Source organism: Salinicola sp. CR57 (genome assembly GCF_003206585.1).
In the GTDB taxonomy this organism is placed as follows: domain Bacteria; phylum Pseudomonadota; class Gammaproteobacteria; order Pseudomonadales; family Halomonadaceae; genus Salinicola; species Salinicola lusitanus.
In genome coordinates this window covers 122,447-144,394 of the sequence record NZ_PZJL01000007.1, presented here as the reverse complement: position 1 = coordinate 144,394, position 21,948 = coordinate 122,447, and the positions used below count along the sequence as shown (strand labels likewise).

The following is a 21,948-nucleotide window of genomic DNA, read 5'->3' as shown; positions in this document are numbered from 1 at the left end:
GTACCGTTCCTATTTGGCGATATCACCGAGACCGACCTTGAAGATCCGCATGATGACGGTGACGAAGACGATGCACAGCACCAGCAACAGGAACGCATAGGCCGCCCCCTGGTTCCAGTCGCCACCCTCGAAGAACCAGTTGTAGATGATCTGCGTGAACCAGCGGCTCCCCGGAGACCCCAGCAGCGCCGGCACCGCGTAACTGCCCGCGGCCAGCATGAACGTCATGATGCATCCGGTGGCGATCCCCGGCTTGGCATGAGGGATCACGATACGCCGGTGAGTGCGCCCCCAGCCGGCACCGAGATCCCGTGCGGCTCGAATCTGGTTGGTATCGAGGCTCTCGATGGCGTTATAGAGCGGGAAGACCATGAACAGAATGTAGGCATAGACCATGCCGACCAGGACGCCAGTGTCACCATTGAGAAAACGGATCGGCCGATCGATCAGCCCCACCGCCAGCAACAGTTCGTTGAGCGGCCCCCGAAACGCGAAGATGATGTACCAGGCAAAGGTGCGCAGAATCTCGTTGATCCAGAACGGAATGATCAACAGCAGCAGGCAGAGGGCCGCCTGACCCGGTGTGGCCACCTTGGCCAGATAGTAGGCCAGCGGGTAGCTGACGATCAGGGTCAGTGTGGTCACCAGGACGCTGGACCATATCGTCTTGAAGAAGATCGCGAGATGGATCTCGTTGCGGAAGAAGGTGGCGTAGTTGGTCAGCGACCAGACATCCTTCGCCCCGCCGCGTTCGGCCGGCAGCAGCGCCGGATGAAACGAGTAATCGATCATCTGCCACTGTGGCAGCAGCACCATCACGATCAGCCAGATCCCCATCAGCGAGACGATCGCCATGGTCAATGGCAGTCCGAAGCGGTTATGCAGTTGCTGCCACATCGGTGCCCTCCTCATCCGAATGCCCTCGCTCGACGCCCGGCAGGACCAGGGCCCCACGCGGCGAGTAATCCAGGCGGCAGCCGCTGCCCACCTTGAACGGAGATTCGATGCCGGCACTCTCCAGCGCCTGCGGCACGTGCGCCCGTACCGTCCTCCCCTGCTCCAGCGCGATCTCGAGCGTCAACCAGGCACCTTCGAAGTGCTCCGCCTGGATCACTCCGCCGAACGGTAGCGAAGAATCGCTGGCGCTACCGACTCGCCACTGCTCCGGTCGCACATAGAGCGTGGCCTCGTCGCCAGGCACGAGCGGCGAGGCGGCGGCCCCGCGCAACGGTGCGGGCAGCCCCGCATCCAATGTCACCATCCCGCCATCCACGGCCGTGACACGCCCCGGAAAACGATTGTTCTCACCCACGAAGCCGGCCACGAAATCGGTCCGGGGTTGTCGGTACAGTGTCATCGGATCGGCGACCTGCTGGATACGGCCATCACACATCACCGCAACCCGATCGGACATGGTCAGTGCCTCGCCCTGATCGTGGGTAATATAGATGAAGGTGATGCCCGTCTTGCGCTGAATCGCCTTGAGCTCGGTGCGCATGTGCTGGCGCAACTTGAGATCCAGAGCGGAGAGCGGTTCGTCCAGCAGCAAGACGCGGGGCTCCACGGCCAGCGCACGGGCGATCGCGATCCGCTGCTTCTGGCCTCCGGACAGTTCCGCGACCGGCTTGTCACCACTACCGCCCAGTGCCACCAGGTCCAGCAATTCGTCAGCTTTTTCCCGGCGCTTCTTGCGATCGACGCCACGGACTTCCAGCCCGAATTCGATGTTCCGATAGACGCTCATCAGCGGAAAAAGCGCCAGATTCTGAAAGATCATTGCGGTGGGCCGGCGATTGACCGGCACTCGCGTCATGTCGACACCGCCGATGGCGACCGAACCTTCACTGGGCGTGAGGAACCCGCTGATCATGTTCAGGAGCGTGGTCTTGCCACAACCGGAAGGGCCAAGAAAACTGAAGAATTCGCCCGACGCTATCTCCAGGGAGGTCGGCTGAATCGCTGTGAAATCGCCGAATCGCATCGCAACTTGGCTCAAGTTTACGCGACCGTCCATGACGTCCTCTTACCCATTGTCTGAAAAATGCCTGCGTTCAACCACACGGCGTTGAAAATCGGCTCAAGATGCTCATTTACACCGCGTAAACTCCGCTCTTTCATCGATTTTTGCCTTGTCTGGCCTTTGCTCGTCGACTTTTCAGACAGCGCCTAGCCCTGGCTGTCGCTCGTCGACTTTTCAGACAGAGCTTGGCGTAATAACCGAGCCGGGAAACCGCCGAATTGTGGCAACTCCCGTGCCAGCCGGCACGGGAGTTGCCAAAGACGACGCTCATGCCGACAGGTATCGATCCTGATACTCGTTACGCAACGCCACGTACCAGGGATCCTGCACCGGCCACCACCACAGGTTGTCCAGATCCTGTTGCGTGTAGGAATCCTTGAAGAATTGACGCGTCGCTTCCGGCAACAGCTCCTCGGCACCGACGGCGGTCGAGTTGTAGCCCGTGGACTTGACGAACATCGCCCCCGCTTCCGGGGTGTAATACCAGTTGATCAGTTCGTAGACCGCGTCGACATTTTGCGCGTTATGGGGAATGACGAAACCTTCCATCCAGGCAAGCGCCCCTTCCTTGGGCGCCCCGTAGGCGATGGGTTCGCCCTCGTTCTGAAGCCGAAATGCGGTGCTGTCCCAGGTCTGGCCAATCAGGGCGCCATTGGTGCGAAACGCGCCCTGGGCCTCGTTCTCGGTGGACCAGAACTGGATCACCATGTCCTTGTGCTTGATGGCTTCGGCCAGGATGACGTCGAAGTTGGCGCGCATCGCCTCTTCGGTCTTGAACGAGTCCAGCAGCGGGCGCGGCAGCTTGCCCTGGGATTCGAGCCACAGGCCGATGCCGATCAGCGCCGAGTGCGCACGGACCGTGACCCCCTCGCCGATGTCGGGATTCCAGAGATCTCCATAGCTGAGCTTGGAACGGTCGATGTCGGTATAGCGGGTGTTGTAGGCGATCGCCTCGGTGCCCCAATCGGAAGGCGCAAAGTAGCGTTTGTCATCGATCACGCCACCGACTTCCGACCCCTTCATGGCGGTATCCAGGCAACCATCCCAGTGGATACGCGACGTATCCAGCGGCTGGATCAACTGATAATCCAGATAACCGGGCACCCGATCCACCGTCGGCATGATGACGTCGAAGCCAGAGCCGTCGGTGGCCCGCAGCGAGTTCATCAATTCATCGTTGGTGCCATAAGGCGTAAAGGTCGCCTTGATACCGGTCTTGGCGGTGAAGTCCGACAGCATCTCGTCGGTGAAGTAACCGGCCCAGGCGTAGATGCGCAGGACCTGCTCCTGGGCCACGGCACGATTGATGTAGAACGGTACCGAAGCGGCGGCGCCGACAGCCGCGGCACCCTGCAAGAAACGACGACGGGAAAGGGTCATCGAAGGTCTCCTGTTGTTTGTCGATCCACTCTCGGCTTCGTCATGAAGAGGCGTGGAAAGCGTTGTTATACGACAGACCTGTTACGACGGCGTGACGCTCGATGGTTATTGAACGTCCACTCAACAAGAGATTACCAGCCTGTCATCCTAATGACATCTAGACGAAGGAGAACCGGTAGCCGAAAGAGGTGAATGGCGCTCGCCGACCGAATACGCGTTGCTCGCGGGCCGTCGCGATCAAGCATAAAAAAAGCCGGCCCCCAGGAGGGGCCGGCTTCGTTCGATAGTGCAGCAACATCAAACGGTCGCTGCACGCATCGGGATCAGCTTAGAAGCTGTAGACAGCACCGACGGCAACACCGTCGCCGACATCGTGGCTACGACCATACATCGCGCCTTCGACGAAGGTGTACATCGCCGGAGAGATGTTGTAAGTCGCGCCGAGGATGAACTCGTTGAAGTTATCATCGCCAGCGTAGTCGCCGTTTGAGTTGACCGCACCGCGGTTGGTGGCCAGAGCAACTTCTTTGTCAGCGTCGACATACTGGTAAGAACCGTAGATATCACCAGCAAAGTTGTCGGACAGCGCGTAGCCGTAGCGGGCGCCGATAGCGTAGCGCATGATGTCGCCGTCTTCGCCGTCGACCTTCATGTCAGTGTTTTCGACCTTGGCTGCCAGACGCAGGGTATCGATCGTGTACTGCGCGGTCACACCGTAGGCCTTGGCTTCGGAGTAGTCGCCAGTAGTGGTGTTCTGCAGCTTGTAGTTGTTCAGGTCATCGTAGACGGCTGCGACGGAGAACGCGCCAACGGCGTATTTCAGACCACCAAAGAACGAGGCATTGGAATCGCCGTTGTTCTCGTAACCGTCAACGTTGAAGTCAGCGTTAGAACCGTCCCACTCTGCATCGCCCTTGTACTGAGTACCGATGGCGAACTGCAGACCGGCCCAAACCGGAGACATGTACTGGAACTTGTCGCCTTCACGATCGATACGGCTGGATGATGCATAGCCATACAGGCCGCCCAGATCGCGAGTCGAGTCGGTGTTGTCGAAGTATTCGTTGTTGGAGATCGGATCCTGGACCCAGTCGTCGATCAGCGGATCCCAGGAGCCCAGGCGTGCGTCACCGAAGTTACCTTTCAGACCCAGGTAGGCCTGGTCGCCGTTGCCAAGACCGTTGCCGATTTTCTCTTCGTCGGCACGGTGCTCGAACTCGGCCTTGAAGTAACCGGTCAAGCCCGGGTTGATGATGTGCTGACCGGAGAAGCCGACGGTCGAGCCGTTGTCGAACAGCTCGTCTTCGGAGTCGGCGCCAGTGATGCGACCATCATCGTTATAGCTACCAGTCTCGATGGACTTGTAGGCGATCTGGATGTTGCCGTAGATATCGAGCTGCGTGCCGTCCTGGTTGTAGACAGTCGCTGCCTGGGCAGCGGCGGAGGCGCCCAGGGCACCAGCAATAGCAGTCGCTAAGAGCGTCTTTTTCATCGCGATAGGTTCCTTAACTAGCTTACTGTTCGATCGTGTCTGCAGATGCAGTCGGCTTCAGCACCTTCAACCAGCTTCGTCACGCGAACGAATGACGGCTGTGGAACTTAGAAGCCTTGTTATTGTCCAATGCTCGCCCGGAAACCTTATACCGGACGTTGGAGGAACGCAACAAGAAAAAAACACTGTTTTCGTTCCCTGCTTTTCTCACCGGTTTCGCTTCTCGTCGCAACCGGGATTCATGGCATCGACGGCATAAACCGGCTGCCGGCAGCCTAGCCACGGGGCATGACACTCTCATGACACGGCCCTCCAGGCAAGGAATCGGACACGATTATTCTTCCCCTAGCCCCTCTTACCTGCCTTTCGATACCAAAGTTCAAGTCGACACGAACGGACCTCGCAGCGACTCGTCAATCCTGCGGAGACTGACCATGCTTGGCCAGCAACGCCCCGATCTTGCGATCCAGCTTTGCCGATCGCTCCTGTGTCTCGCGAGCTTTCTGCTTCTTCTGTAACGCTTCCAACTGACGCTTGGCGTGCTTGGCCTCCTCGGCGGTCACCACCTCGCTATCTTCTCCCACCAGATCCACGCGATTCGCGCCTTCACGAACCGATTTCAGGTAGCGCGGCAGATGCACATAGCAGGCCAATGCCCGACGGACCAGCTTCTCGGGCCAGGGTTCGAGCTCGCACAGATCGAGATGAATGCCGGTCTTCAGCGGCCGCGTATGCCCCTTGAAGAAGGTCCTGGGATAGCGCTTGTACCACTGGGCGAGCAGCGCCTGCGGCGACGGCACTTCATGTTCGGCGCCGAACGCCAGTGAACTCTGGGGAGGTGACTCGCCACCGGTGGGCGGCGCTACGGGCGTGGAGGTGTCGGTAGGAACCTCGGGGCGGGTTCGAGTGGATGAAGAGTCGGCCTCCCCCTCCGGGGGCGCGGAGCGCTCCGGCTCGGTGCGCTCGACTGCCAGTGACCTGGCGATCTCGGAGCCTCCCTTGTCATGAGAGGGGGAAGAGGTCAGGCGCTGCAGCGGAGAGACCTGACCGTGACGGGCCGTTCCGGCATCGCCATCCGGTTTTGGCCGAGGTCGTCGAAATGCCAGATTGCCTAGGCCGCGTGCACGCGTGCCGCCATCGGGGTCCTCGCTGTGATCCTGGCCCTTAACCACCATGGGGTCCAGTTCGGCCAATGCGAGTAGACGCTCCTTGAGGGCTCGATTCTCGGCCTCCAAGGCCTTGCACCGCTCTTTCTCGGCTTCCAAAGCGGCCTGACCCGCTTCGACCTGGTGCTCGATGGCAGCCAGGAGCGCCTGTGTTCGATCCGTCAACACGGCACAACTCCTCTCAAGTCCTCTCAATCAACGTCGGGACATGCCGTCGCTCATCCTGACGACTGGCACGCGACCCCTCTTGGCTGCAACGCCCTGCCGAGACTCAGCCAGAACTGGCCACCCGGTGGTACTGGACGAAAGCATAATCCGGCTGACCTGGCTGCGGCGACATCACCGTACGCTCGACCTCCTGCCACTCGTCACTCCGGAAGTCGGGGAAGAATGCATCCCCCTCGATCTCGACATCCACCTCGGTAAGCTGGAGGCTGTCAGCGAAGGGCAGCGCCTGCCGGTAGATCTCCCCGCCACCCATCACCACGATTTCGGCCGCGTCGTCGATCACCGCTTGATGATCGGCAAGTTGCAGCGCCTCGTCCAGAGAGTGACACACTCTTGTCCCCTCCCGACGATAGTGCCGGTCGCGCGTGATCACGATATTCAAACGCCCGGGCAGCGGCCGACCAATCGACTCGAACGTCTTGCGCCCCATGACCAGGGGCTTGCCTAGCGTCAGCGCCTTGAATCGCTTGAGATCCTCCGGCAGGTACCAGGGCAGCCGATTGTTCACGCCGATGACGCGATTGCGGGACAGTGCCGCAATCAGGGTGATCGGCGTTTCCGGCTTCACGGTCGATGTCACGTCACTCATACGGCAATGGGCGCCTTGATGGAAGCGTGGGACTCGTATCCCTCGATGGCGATATCCTCGAAGCGGAAAGCGAACAGGTCGTCGATCGCCGGGTTGAGTTTCAGGGTCGGCAACGCCAGCGGTTCACGCGAAAGCTGCAGCCGGGCCTGATCGAGATGATTGAGGTAGAGGTGGGCGTCGCCCAGGGTATGCACGAACTCGCCGGGCGCGAGCCCGCAGACCTGAGCAACCATATGAGTCAGCAGCGCATAGCTGGCGATGTTGAACGGCACGCCCAGAAAGATATCGGCACTGCGCTGATAGAGCTGGCAGGACAACTTGCCATTGGCGACGTAGAACTGGAACAGCGCGTGGCAAGGCGGCAGCGCCATCTCATCGACCAGGGCGGGGTTCCATGCCGAGACGATATGCCGGCGGGAATCCGGGTTGCGGCGTATCTGCTCGACCAGTCTGGCAATCTGGTCGATATGACCGCCGTCAGGCGTCGGCCAGCTTCGCCACTGGTAGCCGTAGACGGGACCGAGATCGCCATTGGCATCCGCCCACTCGTCCCAGATCGAGACGTTGTGTTCGTGGAGATAGGCAACATTGGTATCGCCACGGAGAAACCATAGCAGCTCATGAATGATCGAACGCAGATGCAGCTTCTTGGTGGTGACCAGGGGAAAACCCTCGGCCAGGTCGAAGCGCATCTGGTGACCGAAGACGCTAAGCGTACCAACGCCGGTCCGATCGGCTTTTTCGACGCCGCTATCCAGCACGCGCTGCATCAAGTCGAGATAAGGCCGCATGGGCACGCTCCTTTATAGTGACGGGCGCATCGCGTGCGACGAACCCGTCGAAACACTTTCCATTTCGAGGCCGCTGGAGACCGAGTGGCCAGTCACTCGACGTCGTCCGCTCAGGTCGCGGGCTGCCCCTGACGAGCGTCATCTACCGCATTGTGACGCGACCAGGCAATCAACGCGACACCCGCAACGACCATCGGCAGCGACAGCAGCTGCCCCATGGTCAGCCAGTCGAAGGCGATGAATCCCAATTGCGGATCGGGCCGACGGAAGAACTCCGAGAGAAACCGAAACGCGCCGTAGCAGACCAGGAAAAGCCCCGAGATGAAGCCGCGTCGACGCGGGGTCAGGGAGGCTATCCACAGCACGACGAACATGACGACACCCTCGAGGAAGAACTGGTAGAGCGATGAGGGATGGCGTCCCTGGCCGCCCATGCCGGGGAAGACCAGCGCCCAGGGAACATCCGTCACGCGCCCCGGCAATTCGTGATTGATGAAATTCCCGATACGCCCTGCCCCCAGGCCAATCGGCACCAGTGGCGCGATGAAATCCGTGAGCTGGAAGAACGCCAGACCGTGCTTGCGCGCGAACAGCAATGCCGCCAGCAGCACCCCCAGCAACCCGCCATGGAAACTCATGCCGCCGTCCCAGACCTGGAATATCCACAACGGGTTATCCACGAATCGGTCGAGACCATAGAACAGCGCATAGCCGATACGGCCACCGAGCACGACCCCGAGCGCCCCGTAGAACAGCATGTCGCCGATGTCGTCGCGCTTGAGCCCCAGGCGATCGGCACGCAGACGCCCCAGCCACCAGGCCCCTACGAAGCCGACGACATACATCAGCCCGTACCAGTGTACCTTGAGCGGGCCCAACGAAACGGCGATCGGGTCGATCTCGGGATAAGCCAGCATGCATTCTCCTTGGCCAGGAAAGAGTTAGGGGAAACGCCGAATCCATTGACGAGCAGGATGAAGTGGGCGGCACTCCGTCGCAAGGCGCACGGAGCACAGGATCGACATATCATGGTTTCTGACCGGACGCGCGCCAGCATCGCATCAATGAGCCACTTCACCCGGGCAGACAGTCGTACCGTGTTTCCTTAGCCGATCATCAGCTTGATCCCTACCACGATCAGCAGGAGGGCAAAGATACGTCGCAGCGTCCTGGCAGGCAATGCATGGGCCACCTTGACGCCGACTCGAGCCATCGGAACGCTGGTCACCATCAAGCCAAGGAACGCTGGCCACATCACATAGCCGGTCGCCCCCGCCGGCAGGGTCATCTCGCCCCAGCCCACGACGACATTGGTCGCGGTACCGATCAGTGCGATTGGCAGGCCGATGGCCGAGGAGGTGCCCACCGCCTCCGTCATGCGGCTGGTGAAACGCGACAGCCACGGCACCGACATTACCCCGCCGCCAACGCCGAACAGCGTCGAGACGCCGCCGATCGTTGCCCCGGCCGCGGTCATCGGCCAGCGCCGCGGTTCCCGCCCCAGGGTCGCGGGCGGGCGAGTCAACAGCATTTTCAGCGCCATCACGACCGCGAAGATCCCGAACAGGCGCGTCAGCGCATGACCGGGCAGTACCGAGGCCAGCAGCACGCCGAGAATCCCGCCCACCAGCAATCCCGGCATCATCAACCGCAGCCAGTCCTGACGCACGCCACCCCGGCGCCAGTGTCCCCAGGCCGAGGAGGCGCCGGTGACCACGATGGTCGCCAGCGATGTCCCGACGGCGAGATGGGCGACCACCGCCGGATCGAAACCCTGGGCGAGAAAGGTGAATACCAGCGCGGGAACGATGACGATACCCCCGCCGATCCCGAACACGCCCGCCATCAAGCCCGCCGCGGCGCCAACCAGCAGATAGATCGCAATAGCCGTCAGCATCGGGCACCTCCCCACCTGACGAATGGAGGAAGGGGAAGGAAAGCAGGCCCTGCCGCCGGTGTGGCGGTGGTGGAGAGTGGGACAATGAGCATGTGACGGTCCTGTAGAGCGCGAGGCAACGGCGGAAAGCTCGCCCGGGTCGCTAGCGCGCTTATGGTACGCTGCCGACGGGGCCGTGTCATGGCGGGCCCCGACCGCTCACTCTTACGCCCCCTGCTGGAGGTCGCCGCATGTGCTTGATCGTGTTCGATTGGCAGCCGCAGGCCACGACGAGATTGCGTCTCGCCGCCAATCGCGACGAATTTCACGCCCGCCCGGCCGACGCGCTGCATCGCTGGCCAGGCAGCGACCTGATCGGCGGTCGCGACCTGGTGGGAGGGGGAACCTGGCTGGCGGCAACGCCCACGAGGGTGGCCGCCCTGACCAACGTCAGGGAGGGGCGGAGTTCCCCGCCAGCCGCTGCCCCCAGTCGCGGCGAGCTCGTGCGTCAAGCTCTCGAGGTCGACGATCTGGCCACCTGGCTGGACACGCTGGCAGCGGGTGGCGCCAAGGCCTACGCGGGATTCAACCTGCTGGTGATGTCGGACATGCAGCTGTGGACGCTGCATCACAGCCGTCAGGGCACTCGTCGCCAGCTCGTACCACCCGGCCTGCACGGCTTGTCCAATGCCAGCCTCGATACGCCTTGGCCCAAGGTCATTCAGGCGCGAGACACGCTGCGACGGGCGCTGACGACGCCGGATTGGCGGGTCGGCATGCGCTCGGCCATGGCCGATACGCGTCAGGCACCGCCCTCCGAACTCCCCCACACCGGGGTTGGCCCAGACCTGGAGCGCGTGCTCTCGTCTGCTTTCATCGTGGGGCAGGATTACGGGACACGAGCCACGACCCTGGTGACGGTCTCGGCGACGGCAACGACGCTGGAGGAGCAGCGATTCGCGGCGAACGGCATCCCGGCCGGCGACGTGACACGGCTGACGACACCGCCGACGGGCTAGTCCTGGGGTGGCAGCAGATGGCCAATCTGCCAGTCCGTCAGCCGCTGACGCAGGTGTGCCCTCACCACTGCCGTGGTCGGCAACGACAGCGTTTCCGACACCAGCGCGCGAGCGTCGCCGATGCCGACCCGCCGGATCGCGGCTCGCACCCGTGGCAGGCTGGGCGCATTCATCGACAACGCATCGAACCCCATGCCCATCAGCAGCAATGCACCGGCGGGATCCCCGGCAAGCTCACCGCAGACGGAAGCGGGCACGGCGAGTTGCCGGCTCTCCTGGGCAAGGCGCGAGAGGGCGTTGAGCACCGCCGGATGGCAGGCATCGTAGAGCCCGGACACGCGGGCGTTGTTGCGATCCACCGCGAGCAGGTACTGGGTCAGGTCGTTGCTTCCCACCGAGAAGAAGTCGACCCGCTCCGCCAGGGCTGGCAGTTGGTAGAGTGTCGCGGGCACCTCGATCATGACGCCAACCTTGGGCGACGCGACCTCGATCCCCTCCTCGGCAAGCTCCTCGCGCGCGCGCGCCAGCAGGCGTAGCGCGGTATCGACCTCGTCCACGCTGGTAATCATCGGCAACAGGATGCGCAGATTGTCCAGCTCTCGCGATGCCATCAACATGGCTCGCATCTGCACCATCAGCACTTCCGGATGATCCAACGTGACGCGAATGCCGCGCCAGCCGAGAAACGGATTGGCCTCGTTGATCGGGAAATAGGGCAGATCCTTGTCGCCGCCGATGTCGAGCGTGCGCATGACCACCGGCAGAGGGGCGAAGCTGGCCAGTTGCTCGTGATAGAGCCGGGTCTGCTCCTGCTCGCTGGGGAAGCGCTCGTTCATCATGAACGGGACTTCCGTTCGATAGAGCCCCACCCCGCTGACACGTGGCTTGAGCTGGGCAACGGCATCCACCGCCAGACCGGTATTGACCAGCAGCGGCATGGGATGTCCGTCCGAGGTCTCGCTGGGCAGATGCTGCTCGTGTTCGAGCACCTCCGCCAAGGCTCGCTCTTCCTTTATCAGGCGTTCGTAACGCTTGGCCAGTTGGGGCTCGGGCCGCACGAAAAGCCGCCCCCGGTGGCCATCGAGGATCGCCTTGGCCCCGTTGATCCTGGGCAGAGGCAGGTCGACCATCCCCAGCACCGTGGGGATGCCCATGGCTCTGGCCAGGATGGCGACGTGGGAATTGCTGGACCCCCGAATCGAGACCAGCGCCGCCAGACGTTTCCTGGGCAGTTCGCCCAGCGTTGCCGCGCTGATCTCGTCGCCGACCAGAATGGCGTTGTCGGGATAGGTCGAGGGCGTGCGCTCGTTGCCCTCCTGCAGATGGGCCAGCACTCGACGTCCCAGGTCCCGGATATCCGCCGCCCGTTCGCGCAGATAGCCGTCGTCGACCCGTTCCAGATATTGCGTGTGCCGACGCACCACATCGGCCAGCGCACCCGGCGCCCACTGGCCCTCCCGAATCCGCTTCTCCACCTCGTTGCCCAGCGCCGCGTCTCCCAGCATCTGCTGGTAGACGTCGAAGAGCGCGAGTTCCTGGGTGGAGATGCGGCTGGCCAGGCGGGCACCCGCCTTGCGGATATCCTCGCGGACATGGGCCAGCGCGGCATGGAGACGGACCACCTCGGCATCCGGGTCGGTCGGAATCAGGTCCGGCACGCTATCCAGGTCGGCAGGCGGGGCGACCACCACGATCTCGCCGATCGCCATGCCCGGCGAAGCCGCCACGCCCGAGAACATTGCCTGCCCGTCCGGGCCCGTGGGGCGACTGAGCGTACCCGACACCAGCGCATGCGCCAGAACACCCGCCAGTTGCGCCGCCATCGTGACCAGAAACGCCTCGTCACCCTCGTCGAAACGGCGCTTCTCCTGTTGCTGGACAACCAGAACCCCGAGCATTCGACGCTGGTGAATGATCGGCACGCCGAGAAAGCTCGAGAAGCGCTCCTCTCCCGTCTCCGCAAAATAGCGGAATTGCGGATGGGATGGCGCGTCTTCCAGATTCAGCGCCTCTTCACGCTGCCCGACGAGCCCGACCAGCCCCTCCCCCAGACGCAGGGTCACGACCCCCACGGCCTGCGTCCGCAGGCCGATCGTATCCATCAGCACCAGTCGATCGCGCTCGCGATCGAACAGATAGATGGAACAGACGTCGGTGCGCATCGCCTTGCGAATTCGGCGCACCATGGTTGCCAGCGCGGCATCCAGGCTACGAGCGCCATTGACTTCCTGAACGATGCGGCGAAGGGTATCGAGCATGGGCCTTTTCTTGTGGGCGAGGAGATCCTCGTCTTGGCATCAGTCGGCCGGTATGACGCCATCCCTGAACGCCTTGCAGCGAGCGTCGCCATCAGCGATGGAGTCATTCCGCCATGAATCGTGCTGCCGGCCTTAGAGCCTGGCCATTTCCTCCAGCGACAACCGATGGAACTCGGGCGCTAATTCCCGCAGCGCGCGCCGGTAGACTTCGCGCTTGAAGGACACGACCTGTCCCAGAGGATACCAGTAACTCACCCAGCGCCAGCCATCGAATTCAGGCTTGGGCGTGCTGTCGACGCAGACCTGACTGTCGTGACAGCGAATTTTCAGTAGAAACCACTTCTGCTTCTGGCCGATGCAGAGCGGTTTCGAATGCGTTCGGACCATGCGTCGGGGGAGACGGTAGCGCAGCCAGCCTCGCGTACAGGCGACCACATCGACATCGTTGGACGTCAGCCCGATTTCCTCCTCGAGTTCCCGGAAGAGCGCCTGATCTGGCGTCTCGCATGCCTTGATCCCTCCCTGCGGGAACTGCCACGCCTCCTGACCCGCCCGACGCGCCCAAAGCAGTTGGCCCTCACAGTTGGCGATGATGATGCCAACGTTCGGCCGAAAGCCATCGGCGTCTATCACAGCGTTCACCTTAGCTCAATCGTCGTTGGGATCATTCTTCCACAAAGCGAGAAAGGGCATCAATACGCCTTAGGCCAACCAGCGATAAAACCTCGCCATCGCCATGCCTCGACACCGGCGCTGGCAGCCAGGCCCTTGACGACAGGGCGCCATTGTCCGGCAACCTCCAGGGGCTTCATCGTGGGCAAAGCGGCGGGAGTTTGCGATACTGCCGACCGCTCGCCTCACGATCCGAACGGCAACGCTGTTGCCCCAACGACACCCGTACAAGACAGGAGCCAACCTTGAGTCTGGCCATCTTCGATCTCGACAACACCCTGCTGAGCTGTGACAGCGACCACGCCTGGGGCGAATTCCTGGTGGAACAGGGCGCGGTGGATGGCGAAGCCTACCGGCGTGCCAACGACCAGTATCTCCGCGACTACCGGGCGGGCGAGCTGGACATCATGGCCTACCTCTCGATGGCGCTGAAGCCGCTGGCCGAGCATAGCGAAGAGCAGCTCAATGCCTGGCACCAGCAGTTCATGGCCTGCAAGATCGAGCCTCACGTTCTGCCCCGGGGCGAGGAGCTGCTGGCGTGGCATCGCCAGCGCGGCGATTTCCTGCTGATCGTGACCGCCACCAACCGTTTCATCACCGGCCCCATCGCTTCACGGCTCGGTGTCGACGATCTCATCGCGATCGAGGCGGAGCGGGAGAACGGACGCTACACCGGCCGCGTGGAAGGTGTCCCCAGCTATCGCGAGGGCAAGGTCACGCGGGTCAGGCAATGGCTGGAGCAGAACCCCACCCTGACGCTGGATGATGCCTGGTTCTACAGCGACTCGATCAATGATCGCTACCTGCTCGATGAGGTCGCCGCGCCGGTGGCCGTCGACCCCGACGACGAACTCGAGAAATTGGCTCGCGAGCGCGGCTGGCGCGTGCTCTCCTTGCGAACGCCATCGGCATAGCTGTCTGAGGGCAGAGCAGATGGCGACGCCCTGGCGAGAGCCAGGGCGTCAGGGAAACGAGACGAGCGGATGGCGGCGCGGGAAGGGGGCACTCACTCCGTTCGCAGCGATTGACCATCGGGGGGCGTTGCCACTTCCGACGAGGGGGCGTGCACCGCGTGCAGCCGGCCGATCAACTGATCCTCGAGATCGAAGCGTTCGGTCATGGTTGCACCCAGTTTTTCCAGCCAGCCGGGGAGCCGATCGATATAGTGCTGGCAGCGCGACGGGGTCGCGTACTCGTTGTCGAAATCGAGCACCAGCTGGGTCGAGGCATCGACGCGGGCCAGGAGCTTGTCGGCCACCGTCAGGGCTTCCTGGTCATCGAAGGCCTTGGCTTCTTCCCGCAACTGCGGGTAGATCTCGAAGTGACCGGCACTGATGTAATCCATCAGTGCTTCGCTGAAAGCATCGATTCTCGCCTTGGGCACCGCCGAGAGATCGGCATCGCAGAACTCACGGAGATCGACCAGCGTCACGAGCATGTCGTAGCGCTGCTCCAGCCATCGATCGATCAGCGCGTGCACACCGCCCCACCGCTCCCGAGCCGTCTTGCAATCTTCCAGCATGATCACTCTCCTCCTGGGGATGCTGACGTTTCAGCACGACCCGCGCTACTGCGTCACCTGTTACCAGATCAGGCCCCGGATGCCGGCGCCGGCGGCACCGTCGTCAGATCCCCCAGCGCCGTCAGCCGGCATTGCCGTGCGAACCGTAAGGTGCGCTCTCAAGAGGTCTGCGCTGCCGGTTCGCGACCCGTTCTGCCACTGTAGCGCAATCGGGATATCAATATCATCACCGGAATCGCTCCCATGACGACGAAACCCAGCAGTGTCCACTGCGGCAGCGTGACGCCCCACAGCGCCCCCTCGACGGCCGCGCACTCGCCGGAGCCGTGGAGCACGCGAGCCATGACGTCCCACAACGGCAATATGTCCATCATGTAGTCCAGGCCCGGCCCACAGCTGGGCACGCTATCCGGCGGCAGGGTCTGCAGCCAGACATGCCGCCCCGCCACGCCGATGCCCGCCAGCACGGCAACCAGCGCGAGCAGGGCATAGACAAGGCCCCCGGATTTCGCGGGATTGTGAATCGCCCCGATCAGGAAGATGACACCCGCCGAGATCACCGCAACGCGCTGGAAGATGCACAAGGGGCAGGGTTCGAGGCCAACGCCGTACTGCAGGTAGAGCGCGACCGCCATCATGAAACAGGACATCAACAGCCCCAGCAGGCACCATTGACGCATACTGGTTGTGGCCACCCAACGCTTGATTTGCATATCTCATTTCCACTGAGGGCCAATTCGGTCCAGCACTGGCCTTGCTTCCATTTCACGACAGTCGACCGCAGGACTCTCGCCGAACGTTAACGATTCACTGACTCACGCCGCCGAACGAGGTTCCCTCGCCCGCTGGAAATAATCGGTGATGAACCGAGCGAACGATACCCGGTCCTCGGCCTCGATGTCGTGCTGCTGCTGATGCGAGGTCTCGACCAGTTGGGAAAAGAGTTCGGCGCGCGACTCGTCCATCGGTGTCGAACGCCAGTGATGCCCCTGCTCCTTGGCCAAGTCGGCGATGAAGTCGGCCCACTCCCCACCATGCGCCTCCAGCGCCCGCAGCATCTGTGCCGAGGGCGTGAGTTCCGGGTCGTCCAGCCGCCGGGCGATCGTCTCGATGGCGGCCGCGTGAAGATTGTCACCCTCGATGGCGTCGAGCAGCCCGGCAACCTCGCGCAGCCCGTCGACGATTTCGTGCCCCCGAGTCCGCAACGGCACGTGACGATCGCCGATTCGCAGTTTCAGATCCGGATCGCGTCCCCGTTCGACCACCAGCCGGCGGTTGTCGTCCAGCCGATCGCACTCCTCGTCCGGAATCCAGGGGCTTTCCGAGAGCAGACACCAGAGCAGGAACGTGTCCATGAACCGCATCTGCGGCTCGTCGATTCCCAGCGGCAGGAACGGATTCAAATCCAGACAGCGCACCTCGATGTATTCGACACCGCGCGCCTCCAGCGCCTGCGTGGGCGTCTCGTCGTGTCGCGCCACTCGTTTCGGGCGGATATCGCTGTAATACTCGTTCTCGATCTGCAGGATGTTGGCGCTGAGCTGTCGCCACTCGCCGTCGACCTCCACCCCGATCCGACGGTAATCCGGCCACTCGGCAGAGATCGCGTGGCGAAGCGTGCCGACATAGTTGGAGAGCGAATTGAAGCAGATCTTCAACTGCTCCTGGACCTTGTTCTGGTAGCCGAGATCGGACATCCGCAGGCTGGTCGCGTAGCGCGCATAGAGCGTCTCACGCCCCATCGCCTCAAGCTTGTCGCAACGATTATCGCCCCCCTCCTCGCCGAGGAAGCTGCGATCCAGCGCCGGTGATGCACCGAAGAGATAGAGCAGCAGCCAGCTGTTGCGGCGGAAATTACGGATCAGGTCGAAGTAGCGAGCCGAGCGGTACCCCTGCAGCGACTCACCTTGCCGGCCTTCCTGTGCCTGCAGCAGCGGCCAGATGTCGTCCGGCAGCGAGACGTTGTAGTGGATGCCGGCGATCGACTGCATGATGCGGCCGTAACGCACATCCAGACCCTTGCGATAGACATGCTTCATTGTGCCGACGTTGGACGTGCCGTAGTCGGCGATCGGCACGCTGTCGTTGCCGGAGAGCCGCGCCGGCATGCTGGCCGGCCACAGCCACTCGTCGTCGAGCTGGCGGTAGGTGAAGCGAACCAGGTCGCCCAGGAAGGAGAGCGCATCGGCGGGACGGCAGTAGACCGGAGTGATGTACTCGAGCAGGGCTTCCGAGTAGTCGGTCGTGATGTGGGGGTGGGTCAGCTTCGAGCCGAGCGAGTGCGGATGGAGGGTCTGCGCAATGGCGGCCTTCGAGTCGACGCGCAGCCCCTCCTTTTCGACGCCCCGCCGTAGACGACCAAGCAATCCCTTCTGGGCCGGCGCCATCAGTTGGCCGACGTTCGTGGCGAGTTGATCAGACACGCTCAACACCTTATTTCGTGGGAAGAGCTCTGCTCCCCCGTTTGTCCGTGCGTCGACGGCTCCGGACGCCATTGCTGTCGCCGGAGCCGCCGCGAGCCAAACCTCATTATGGAGCCGACGATAGCGCTTTCAAGGCTAACGACTTCGTGGCCCGAGATCCGGGCTCGTGCGTGAAACGTCAATAGCCCCTAGCGTCGTCGCTGTGCCTTGAGCAAGGCCTCGGCCATCGCGCCCCCCGGCTGCGCGGATTGGCGGTCACCGCTGCCCTGCCGCGGTTGACGGCCCCGTGCCGCGCCATCAGGCTTGCCGCCGCTCGACCGGCGCTGGCCGGGAGCCGTTCTCTCGCCGGGTGCGTCACCGAGTCGCATCGTCAAACCGATCCGCTTCCGCGTCACGTCGACCTCCAGCACCTTGACCTTGACGATATCGCCGGCCTTGACCACCTGCCGCGGGTCGTCGACGAACTTGTCGGCCAGTGCGGAGATATGCACCAGCCCATCCTGATGCACGCCGATATCGATGAAGGCGCCGAAATGGGTCACGTTGGTGACCACGCCCTCCAGCAGCATGCCCGGCTCGAGATCGCCGATCTTCTCCACGCCCTCACGAAAGGTCGCTGCCTTGAACTCGGGACGCGGGTCGCGGCCGGGCTTGTCGAGCTCAGCCAGGATATCGATGACCGTCGGCACCCCGAACGCCTCGTCGACGTAGTCAGAGGGCTTGAGCGTCTTGAGATAGCGGCTGTCCCCGATCAGCCCGGCCAGTTCACGCCCGTTGCGTTCGGCGATACGCGCCACCAGCGGATAGGCCTCCGGATGCACCGCGCTGGCATCGAGCGGATTGTTGCCGCCCATGATGCGCAGGAACCCCGCGCACTGTTCGAACGTCTTGGGGCCGAGCCTGTCGACGCCGAGGAGTTCCTGGCGGGTGCGGAACGGCCCCTCACGGTCACGCCGCGCGACGATGTTATCGGCGAGCATGGTGCTGAGGCCGGATACCCGGGAGAGCAGCGCGCTGGAAGCGGTGTTGAGATCCACCCCCACCGCGTTGACGCAGTCCTCGATCACCGTCTCAAGACTCCGGGACAGGTTCACCTGGGAGACGTCGTGCTGATACTGGCCGACGCCGATCGACTTGGGATCGATCTTGACCAGCTCGGCCTGCGGGTCCTGCAGGCGCCGGGCGATCGACACCGCCCCGCGAATCGAGACATCGAGATCGGGAAACTCCCTGGCCGCCAGTTCCGAAGCCGAGTAGACCGAGGCGCCGGCTTCACTCACCATCACCTTGGTCAGCTGGCGTGGCGCCACGCGCTTGACCAGTTCGGCAGCCAGCTTGTCGGTTTCACGGCTGGCGGTACCGTTGCCGATCGCCACCAGCGACACGTCATGGCGCTCGACCAGCCCGGCCAGCGTCGCCAGCGCCTCGTCCCAGAGCTTCTGCGGCGCATGCGGATAGATGACGGCCTGCTCCAGAAAACGCCCGGTGGCATCGACGACGGCAACCTTGCAGCCGGTGCGCTGGCCGGGGTCGAGCCCCAGCGTGGTGCGCGGCCCGGCGGGTGCCGCCAGCAACAGATCCTTTAGGTTGGCGGCGAAGACATCGATCGCCTCCTGCTCGGCCCGCTCGCGCAGTCGCCCCATCAGTTCGGTTTCCAGATGGGTGTAGAGTTTCACCTTCCAGGTCCAGCGCACCACCTCCTTCAGCCATCGGGAAGCGGCCTGCTCGGCCCCCAGGTCGACACCGACGTGCCGGGCGATCGCCACTTCGGCAGGGTGAATGGGCGCGTCGTCCTCGCCGGCCATGACCAGCGAGAGGGCCAACACACCTTCCTTGCGACCCCGGAACATCGCCAGCGCCCGGTGCGAAGGCGTCTTGGCCAGCGCCTCGTCGTGCTCGAAATAATCCGAGAACTTGCTACCTTCCGCCTCCTTGCCCTTGACCAGCCGGGCACGAAGCTGACCATCCTCCCATAGCCGCTCGCGTAACCGTCCGACCAGCTCGGCCTCTTCGCTGAAGCGCTCCATCAGGATCTGCTTGGCACCGTCCAGCGCGCCCTTGGCGTCCTCGATAACATGGTTGGCGCCGGTCGCACTATCGACGAACGCCGCCGCCTCGCGCTCCGGATCCAGATGCGGCTCGGCCAGCAGCCGATCGGCCAAGGGCTCCAGCCCGGCTTCCCGGGCGATCTGGGCCTTGGTCCGGCGTTTCTTCCGATAAGGCAGATAGAGATCTTCCAGCCGCTGCTTGGTGGTCGCCGCCAGCAGCTCGGCCCGGAGCGCCTCGTTCATCTGCCCCTGCTCCTCGACCGCCTGCAGAATCGCTTCGCGCCGTTCTTCCATTTCACGCAGGTAGCGCAGGCGCTCTTCCAGCGTGCGGAGCTGGCCATCATCGAGCCCGCCGGTGACTTCCTTGCGGTAGCGGGCGATGAACGGGACGGTGGCGCCGCCATCCAGCAGTTCGACGGCGGCATGGACCTGAGGGGGCCGAACACCGAGCTCGTCGGCGATCAGCGCAATGATTGCGGATTGGGTGTTGGACATGAAAATCATCACGATGGACAAGATCGCGCCACGTTAGCACAGCGACGCGCAGGGCTCACTCTCCGGGGCGTTGCGGCGCCGGAAACGAAGAGGGGATGGCCGATGGCCATCCCCCTGATGCGATGCCGGGTGGTCCGGGACCACACTGGCGGCTGGAAATCGTCTTTCGACGTGCTGTCAGAGTCGCTGCGGGCCAGCGGCCAGAATCGCCGAATCGACATCGTCGAACTTGGTGAAGTTGTCGGTGAACTTGGCGATCAGCGCGTTCATCTGCTCTCGATAGGCTTCCCGGTCCTCCCACGCATCGCGCGGGTCGAGCAGCTTGGCATCGACGCCCTCAACCGCCACCGGTACATCCAGATTCAGCCCTTCGATATGGCGCGTCTCGACGTCCTTCAGGTCACCCTCCTGGATGGCGCGGATGATCGCCCGGGTGGTGGGAATACTGAAGCGGCTGCCGCCCTGACCGTAGGCGCCGCCGCTCCAACCCGTGTTGACCAGATAGACCCGGGATTCGAACGCTTCGATACGCTTGATCAGCAACTCGGCATATTCGTGGGCCGGGCGTGGAAAGAAAGGCGCCCCGAAACAGGTCGAGAAAGTCGCCTCCAGGCCGCTGGTGGAGCCCATCTCGGTCGACCCGACCTTGGCCGTGTAGCCGGAGAGGAAGTGATAGGCAGCCGCTTCCTTGGAAAGCAAAGAGACCGGCGGCAGTACCCCGCTCATGTCGCAGGTCAGGAAGATGATCGCGCTGGGTTCGCCGGCACGATTCTCATCTACCCGCTTGGCGACGAACTCGAGCGGATACCCTGCCCGGCCGTTCTGGGTCAGGCTGTCATCGGTATAATCGGGAACACGGCCTTCCGTCAGAACCACGTTTTCCAGCACGGTGCCGAACCGGATGGCATCCCAGATGATCGGCTCGTTCTTGCGCGACAGGTCGATGGTCTTGGCGTAGCACCCCCCTTCGAAGTTGAAGACGGTGCCCTCTCCCCAGCCATGCTCGTCATCGCCGATCAGATAGCGCTCGGGGTCCGCCGACAGGGTGGTCTTGCCGGTGCCGGACAGGCCGAAGAACAGCGTGGTTTCGCCATCCTCTCCGACGTTGGCACTGCAGTGCATCGGCAATACGTCCTTCTCCGGCAGCAGAAAATTCTGAACCGAGAACATCGCTTTCTTCATTTCGCCCGCATAGCGCATGCCGGCCAGCAGTACCCGGCGACGGGCGAAGTTGATCATCACCGTGCTTTCGGAGCGAGTGCCATCGCGCTGTGGCTCGCAGACGAAGTCAGGTGCGCTCAGCACCGTCCACTCGCTCTTGTCCTTGGTGTTCCAGTTTTCGGGACGCACGAACAGATTGCGCGCGTAAAGGTTGTGCCACGCCTTCTGGGTGATGACGCGAATCGGCAGATAGTATTCAGGATCGGCACCGACGTGGAGTTCGGAAACGAAGGTCTCGCCCCCTGCAAGATAGTCCTCGACTCGCTCCCAAAGCGCATCGAACACGTCCGGCCCGATCGGACGGTTGACCTGGCCCCAGTCGATCAGATCCGAGGTCGAGGGCTCCTCGACGATGAAACGGTCCAGCGTGGACCGGCCGGTGCGCTCGCCCGTTTCCACCACCAGCGCGCCATTGTCCGCCAGCACGCCTTCGCCCCTCGCCAGGGCATATTCGACCAGCTCGGCCGCGGTCAAATGAGTGTGCGCTTTCGCGCCAGCAGCCTGGGAGATGGCTTGAGAGGTGGTCATTATCCAATCCTGGGCTCTAAGGCCTCTGTTTTCGTGTCGTTTCACAGCGTTGGGAACCCGCCACCCCGACGACACCGTTCTCGATGGGACCGGCGACCTCGGCGCCATGGCAGGCGAAAAAGGATCGCCATTATGGCAAAAAGCGCCCAGCGCGCAAACGCTGGACGCTCGATGTCAATTCGGCTTTGATCAAAGCTCCGCTTATTCCCCAGCAACCCGC

18 protein-coding genes are annotated in these 21,948 nt (G+C 63.0%); 2 read left to right on the top strand and 16 right to left on the bottom strand.

Going from position 1 to position 21,948, the window contains the following annotated elements:
* Positions 1 to 9 precede the first annotated feature (9 nt).
* The 9 genes from DOM56_RS13470 to DOM56_RS13430 form a co-directional block, all read right to left on the bottom strand.
* Positions 10 to 897: an ABC transporter permease gene (locus DOM56_RS13470; RefSeq protein ID WP_110709600.1), complete on the bottom strand. Its 888-nt coding sequence runs from the start codon at positions 895 to 897 to the stop codon at positions 10 to 12.
* Positions 878 to 2,014 (bottom strand): ABC transporter ATP-binding protein, encoded by a 1,137-nt coding sequence (locus tag DOM56_RS13465; protein WP_110709598.1) that lies wholly within the window; start codon positions 2,012 to 2,014, stop codon positions 878 to 880. Before DOM56_RS13465 ends, DOM56_RS13470 begins: the two co-directional genes overlap by 20 nt.
* A 273-nt stretch (positions 2,015 to 2,287) precedes the next feature.
* Positions 2,288 to 3,400, bottom strand: coding sequence for an extracellular solute-binding protein (locus tag DOM56_RS13460; protein ID WP_110709594.1), 1,113 nt, complete (start codon positions 3,398 to 3,400; stop codon positions 2,288 to 2,290).
* Between the two features lie 328 nt (positions 3,401 to 3,728).
* Positions 3,729 to 4,892, bottom strand: coding sequence for a porin (locus DOM56_RS13455; RefSeq protein WP_110709591.1), 1,164 nt, complete (start codon positions 4,890 to 4,892; stop codon positions 3,729 to 3,731).
* A gap of 413 nt (positions 4,893 to 5,305) precedes the next feature.
* Complete coding sequence (locus DOM56_RS13450) at positions 5,306 to 6,226, bottom strand: ProQ/FINO family protein (RefSeq protein ID WP_232822293.1); 921 nt, start codon at positions 6,224 to 6,226, stop codon at positions 5,306 to 5,308.
* Positions 6,227 to 6,329: 103 nt separating this feature from the next.
* Positions 6,330 to 6,875, bottom strand: a complete 546-nt coding sequence (locus DOM56_RS13445; protein ID WP_110709588.1) for a dihydrofolate reductase — start codon at positions 6,873 to 6,875, stop codon at positions 6,330 to 6,332.
* Positions 6,872 to 7,666, bottom strand: coding sequence for a thymidylate synthase (locus tag DOM56_RS13440; protein WP_110603039.1), 795 nt, complete (start codon positions 7,664 to 7,666; stop codon positions 6,872 to 6,874). The genes DOM56_RS13445 and DOM56_RS13440 overlap by 4 nt, the downstream gene beginning before the upstream one ends.
* Before the next feature lie 110 nt (positions 7,667 to 7,776).
* A complete protein-coding gene (gene lgt, locus DOM56_RS13435) occupies positions 7,777 to 8,583 on the bottom strand; it encodes a prolipoprotein diacylglyceryl transferase (protein WP_110709585.1) in 807 nt (268 codons plus the stop codon).
* A gap of 188 nt (positions 8,584 to 8,771) precedes the next feature.
* A complete protein-coding gene (locus tag DOM56_RS13430; protein ID WP_110709582.1) occupies positions 8,772 to 9,563 on the bottom strand; it encodes a sulfite exporter TauE/SafE family protein in 792 nt (263 codons plus the stop codon).
* Positions 9,564 to 9,793: 230 nt separating this feature from the next.
* Here DOM56_RS13430 and DOM56_RS13425 point away from each other — a divergent pair, with 230 nt between their 5' ends.
* Positions 9,794 to 10,561, top strand: coding sequence for an NRDE family protein (locus DOM56_RS13425; protein WP_110709579.1), 768 nt, complete (start codon positions 9,794 to 9,796; stop codon positions 10,559 to 10,561).
* Here DOM56_RS13425 and ptsP read toward each other — a convergent pair.
* Complete coding sequence (gene ptsP / locus DOM56_RS13420; protein ID WP_110709576.1) at positions 10,558 to 12,819, bottom strand: phosphoenolpyruvate--protein phosphotransferase; 2,262 nt, start codon at positions 12,817 to 12,819, stop codon at positions 10,558 to 10,560. The genes DOM56_RS13425 and ptsP overlap by 4 nt on opposite strands.
* Before the next feature lie 132 nt (positions 12,820 to 12,951).
* On the bottom strand, positions 12,952 to 13,452 hold the full coding sequence (locus DOM56_RS13415) for an RNA pyrophosphohydrolase (protein ID WP_110603111.1): 501 nt from the start codon (positions 13,450 to 13,452) through the stop codon (positions 12,952 to 12,954).
* A gap of 284 nt (positions 13,453 to 13,736) precedes the next feature.
* On the opposite strand from DOM56_RS13415, the gene DOM56_RS13410 reads away from it, so the two are divergent.
* Positions 13,737 to 14,405 carry an HAD family hydrolase gene (locus DOM56_RS13410; protein ID WP_110709574.1) on the top strand — a complete coding sequence of 223 codons (669 nt, stop codon included), beginning with the start codon at positions 13,737 to 13,739 and terminating at the stop codon, positions 14,403 to 14,405.
* A 92-nt stretch (positions 14,406 to 14,497) separates the two neighbouring features.
* On the opposite strand, the gene rsd is transcribed toward DOM56_RS13410, so the two are convergent.
* From rsd to DOM56_RS13385, 5 genes are all read right to left on the bottom strand, one after another.
* Entirely contained in the window at positions 14,498 to 15,013 is a 516-nt protein-coding gene (gene rsd / locus DOM56_RS13405; RefSeq protein ID WP_110709572.1) for a sigma D regulator, read from the bottom strand.
* 158 nt (positions 15,014 to 15,171) lie between these two features.
* Entirely contained in the window at positions 15,172 to 15,726 is a 555-nt protein-coding gene (locus DOM56_RS13400) for a disulfide bond formation protein B (protein WP_110709570.1), read from the bottom strand.
* Between the two features lie 102 nt (positions 15,727 to 15,828).
* Positions 15,829 to 17,400, bottom strand: coding sequence for a glutamate--cysteine ligase (gene gshA, locus DOM56_RS13395; RefSeq protein WP_232822307.1), 1,572 nt, complete (start codon positions 17,398 to 17,400; stop codon positions 15,829 to 15,831).
* A gap of 224 nt (positions 17,401 to 17,624) precedes the next feature.
* Complete coding sequence (locus tag DOM56_RS13390) at positions 17,625 to 19,979, bottom strand: Tex family protein (protein WP_110709750.1); 2,355 nt, start codon at positions 19,977 to 19,979, stop codon at positions 17,625 to 17,627.
* A gap of 177 nt (positions 19,980 to 20,156) precedes the next feature.
* Positions 20,157 to 21,728 carry a phosphoenolpyruvate carboxykinase gene (locus DOM56_RS13385; RefSeq protein ID WP_110709566.1) on the bottom strand — a complete coding sequence of 524 codons (1,572 nt, stop codon included), beginning with the start codon at positions 21,726 to 21,728 and terminating at the stop codon, positions 20,157 to 20,159.
* Between the last annotated feature and the right edge of the window lie 220 nt (positions 21,729 to 21,948).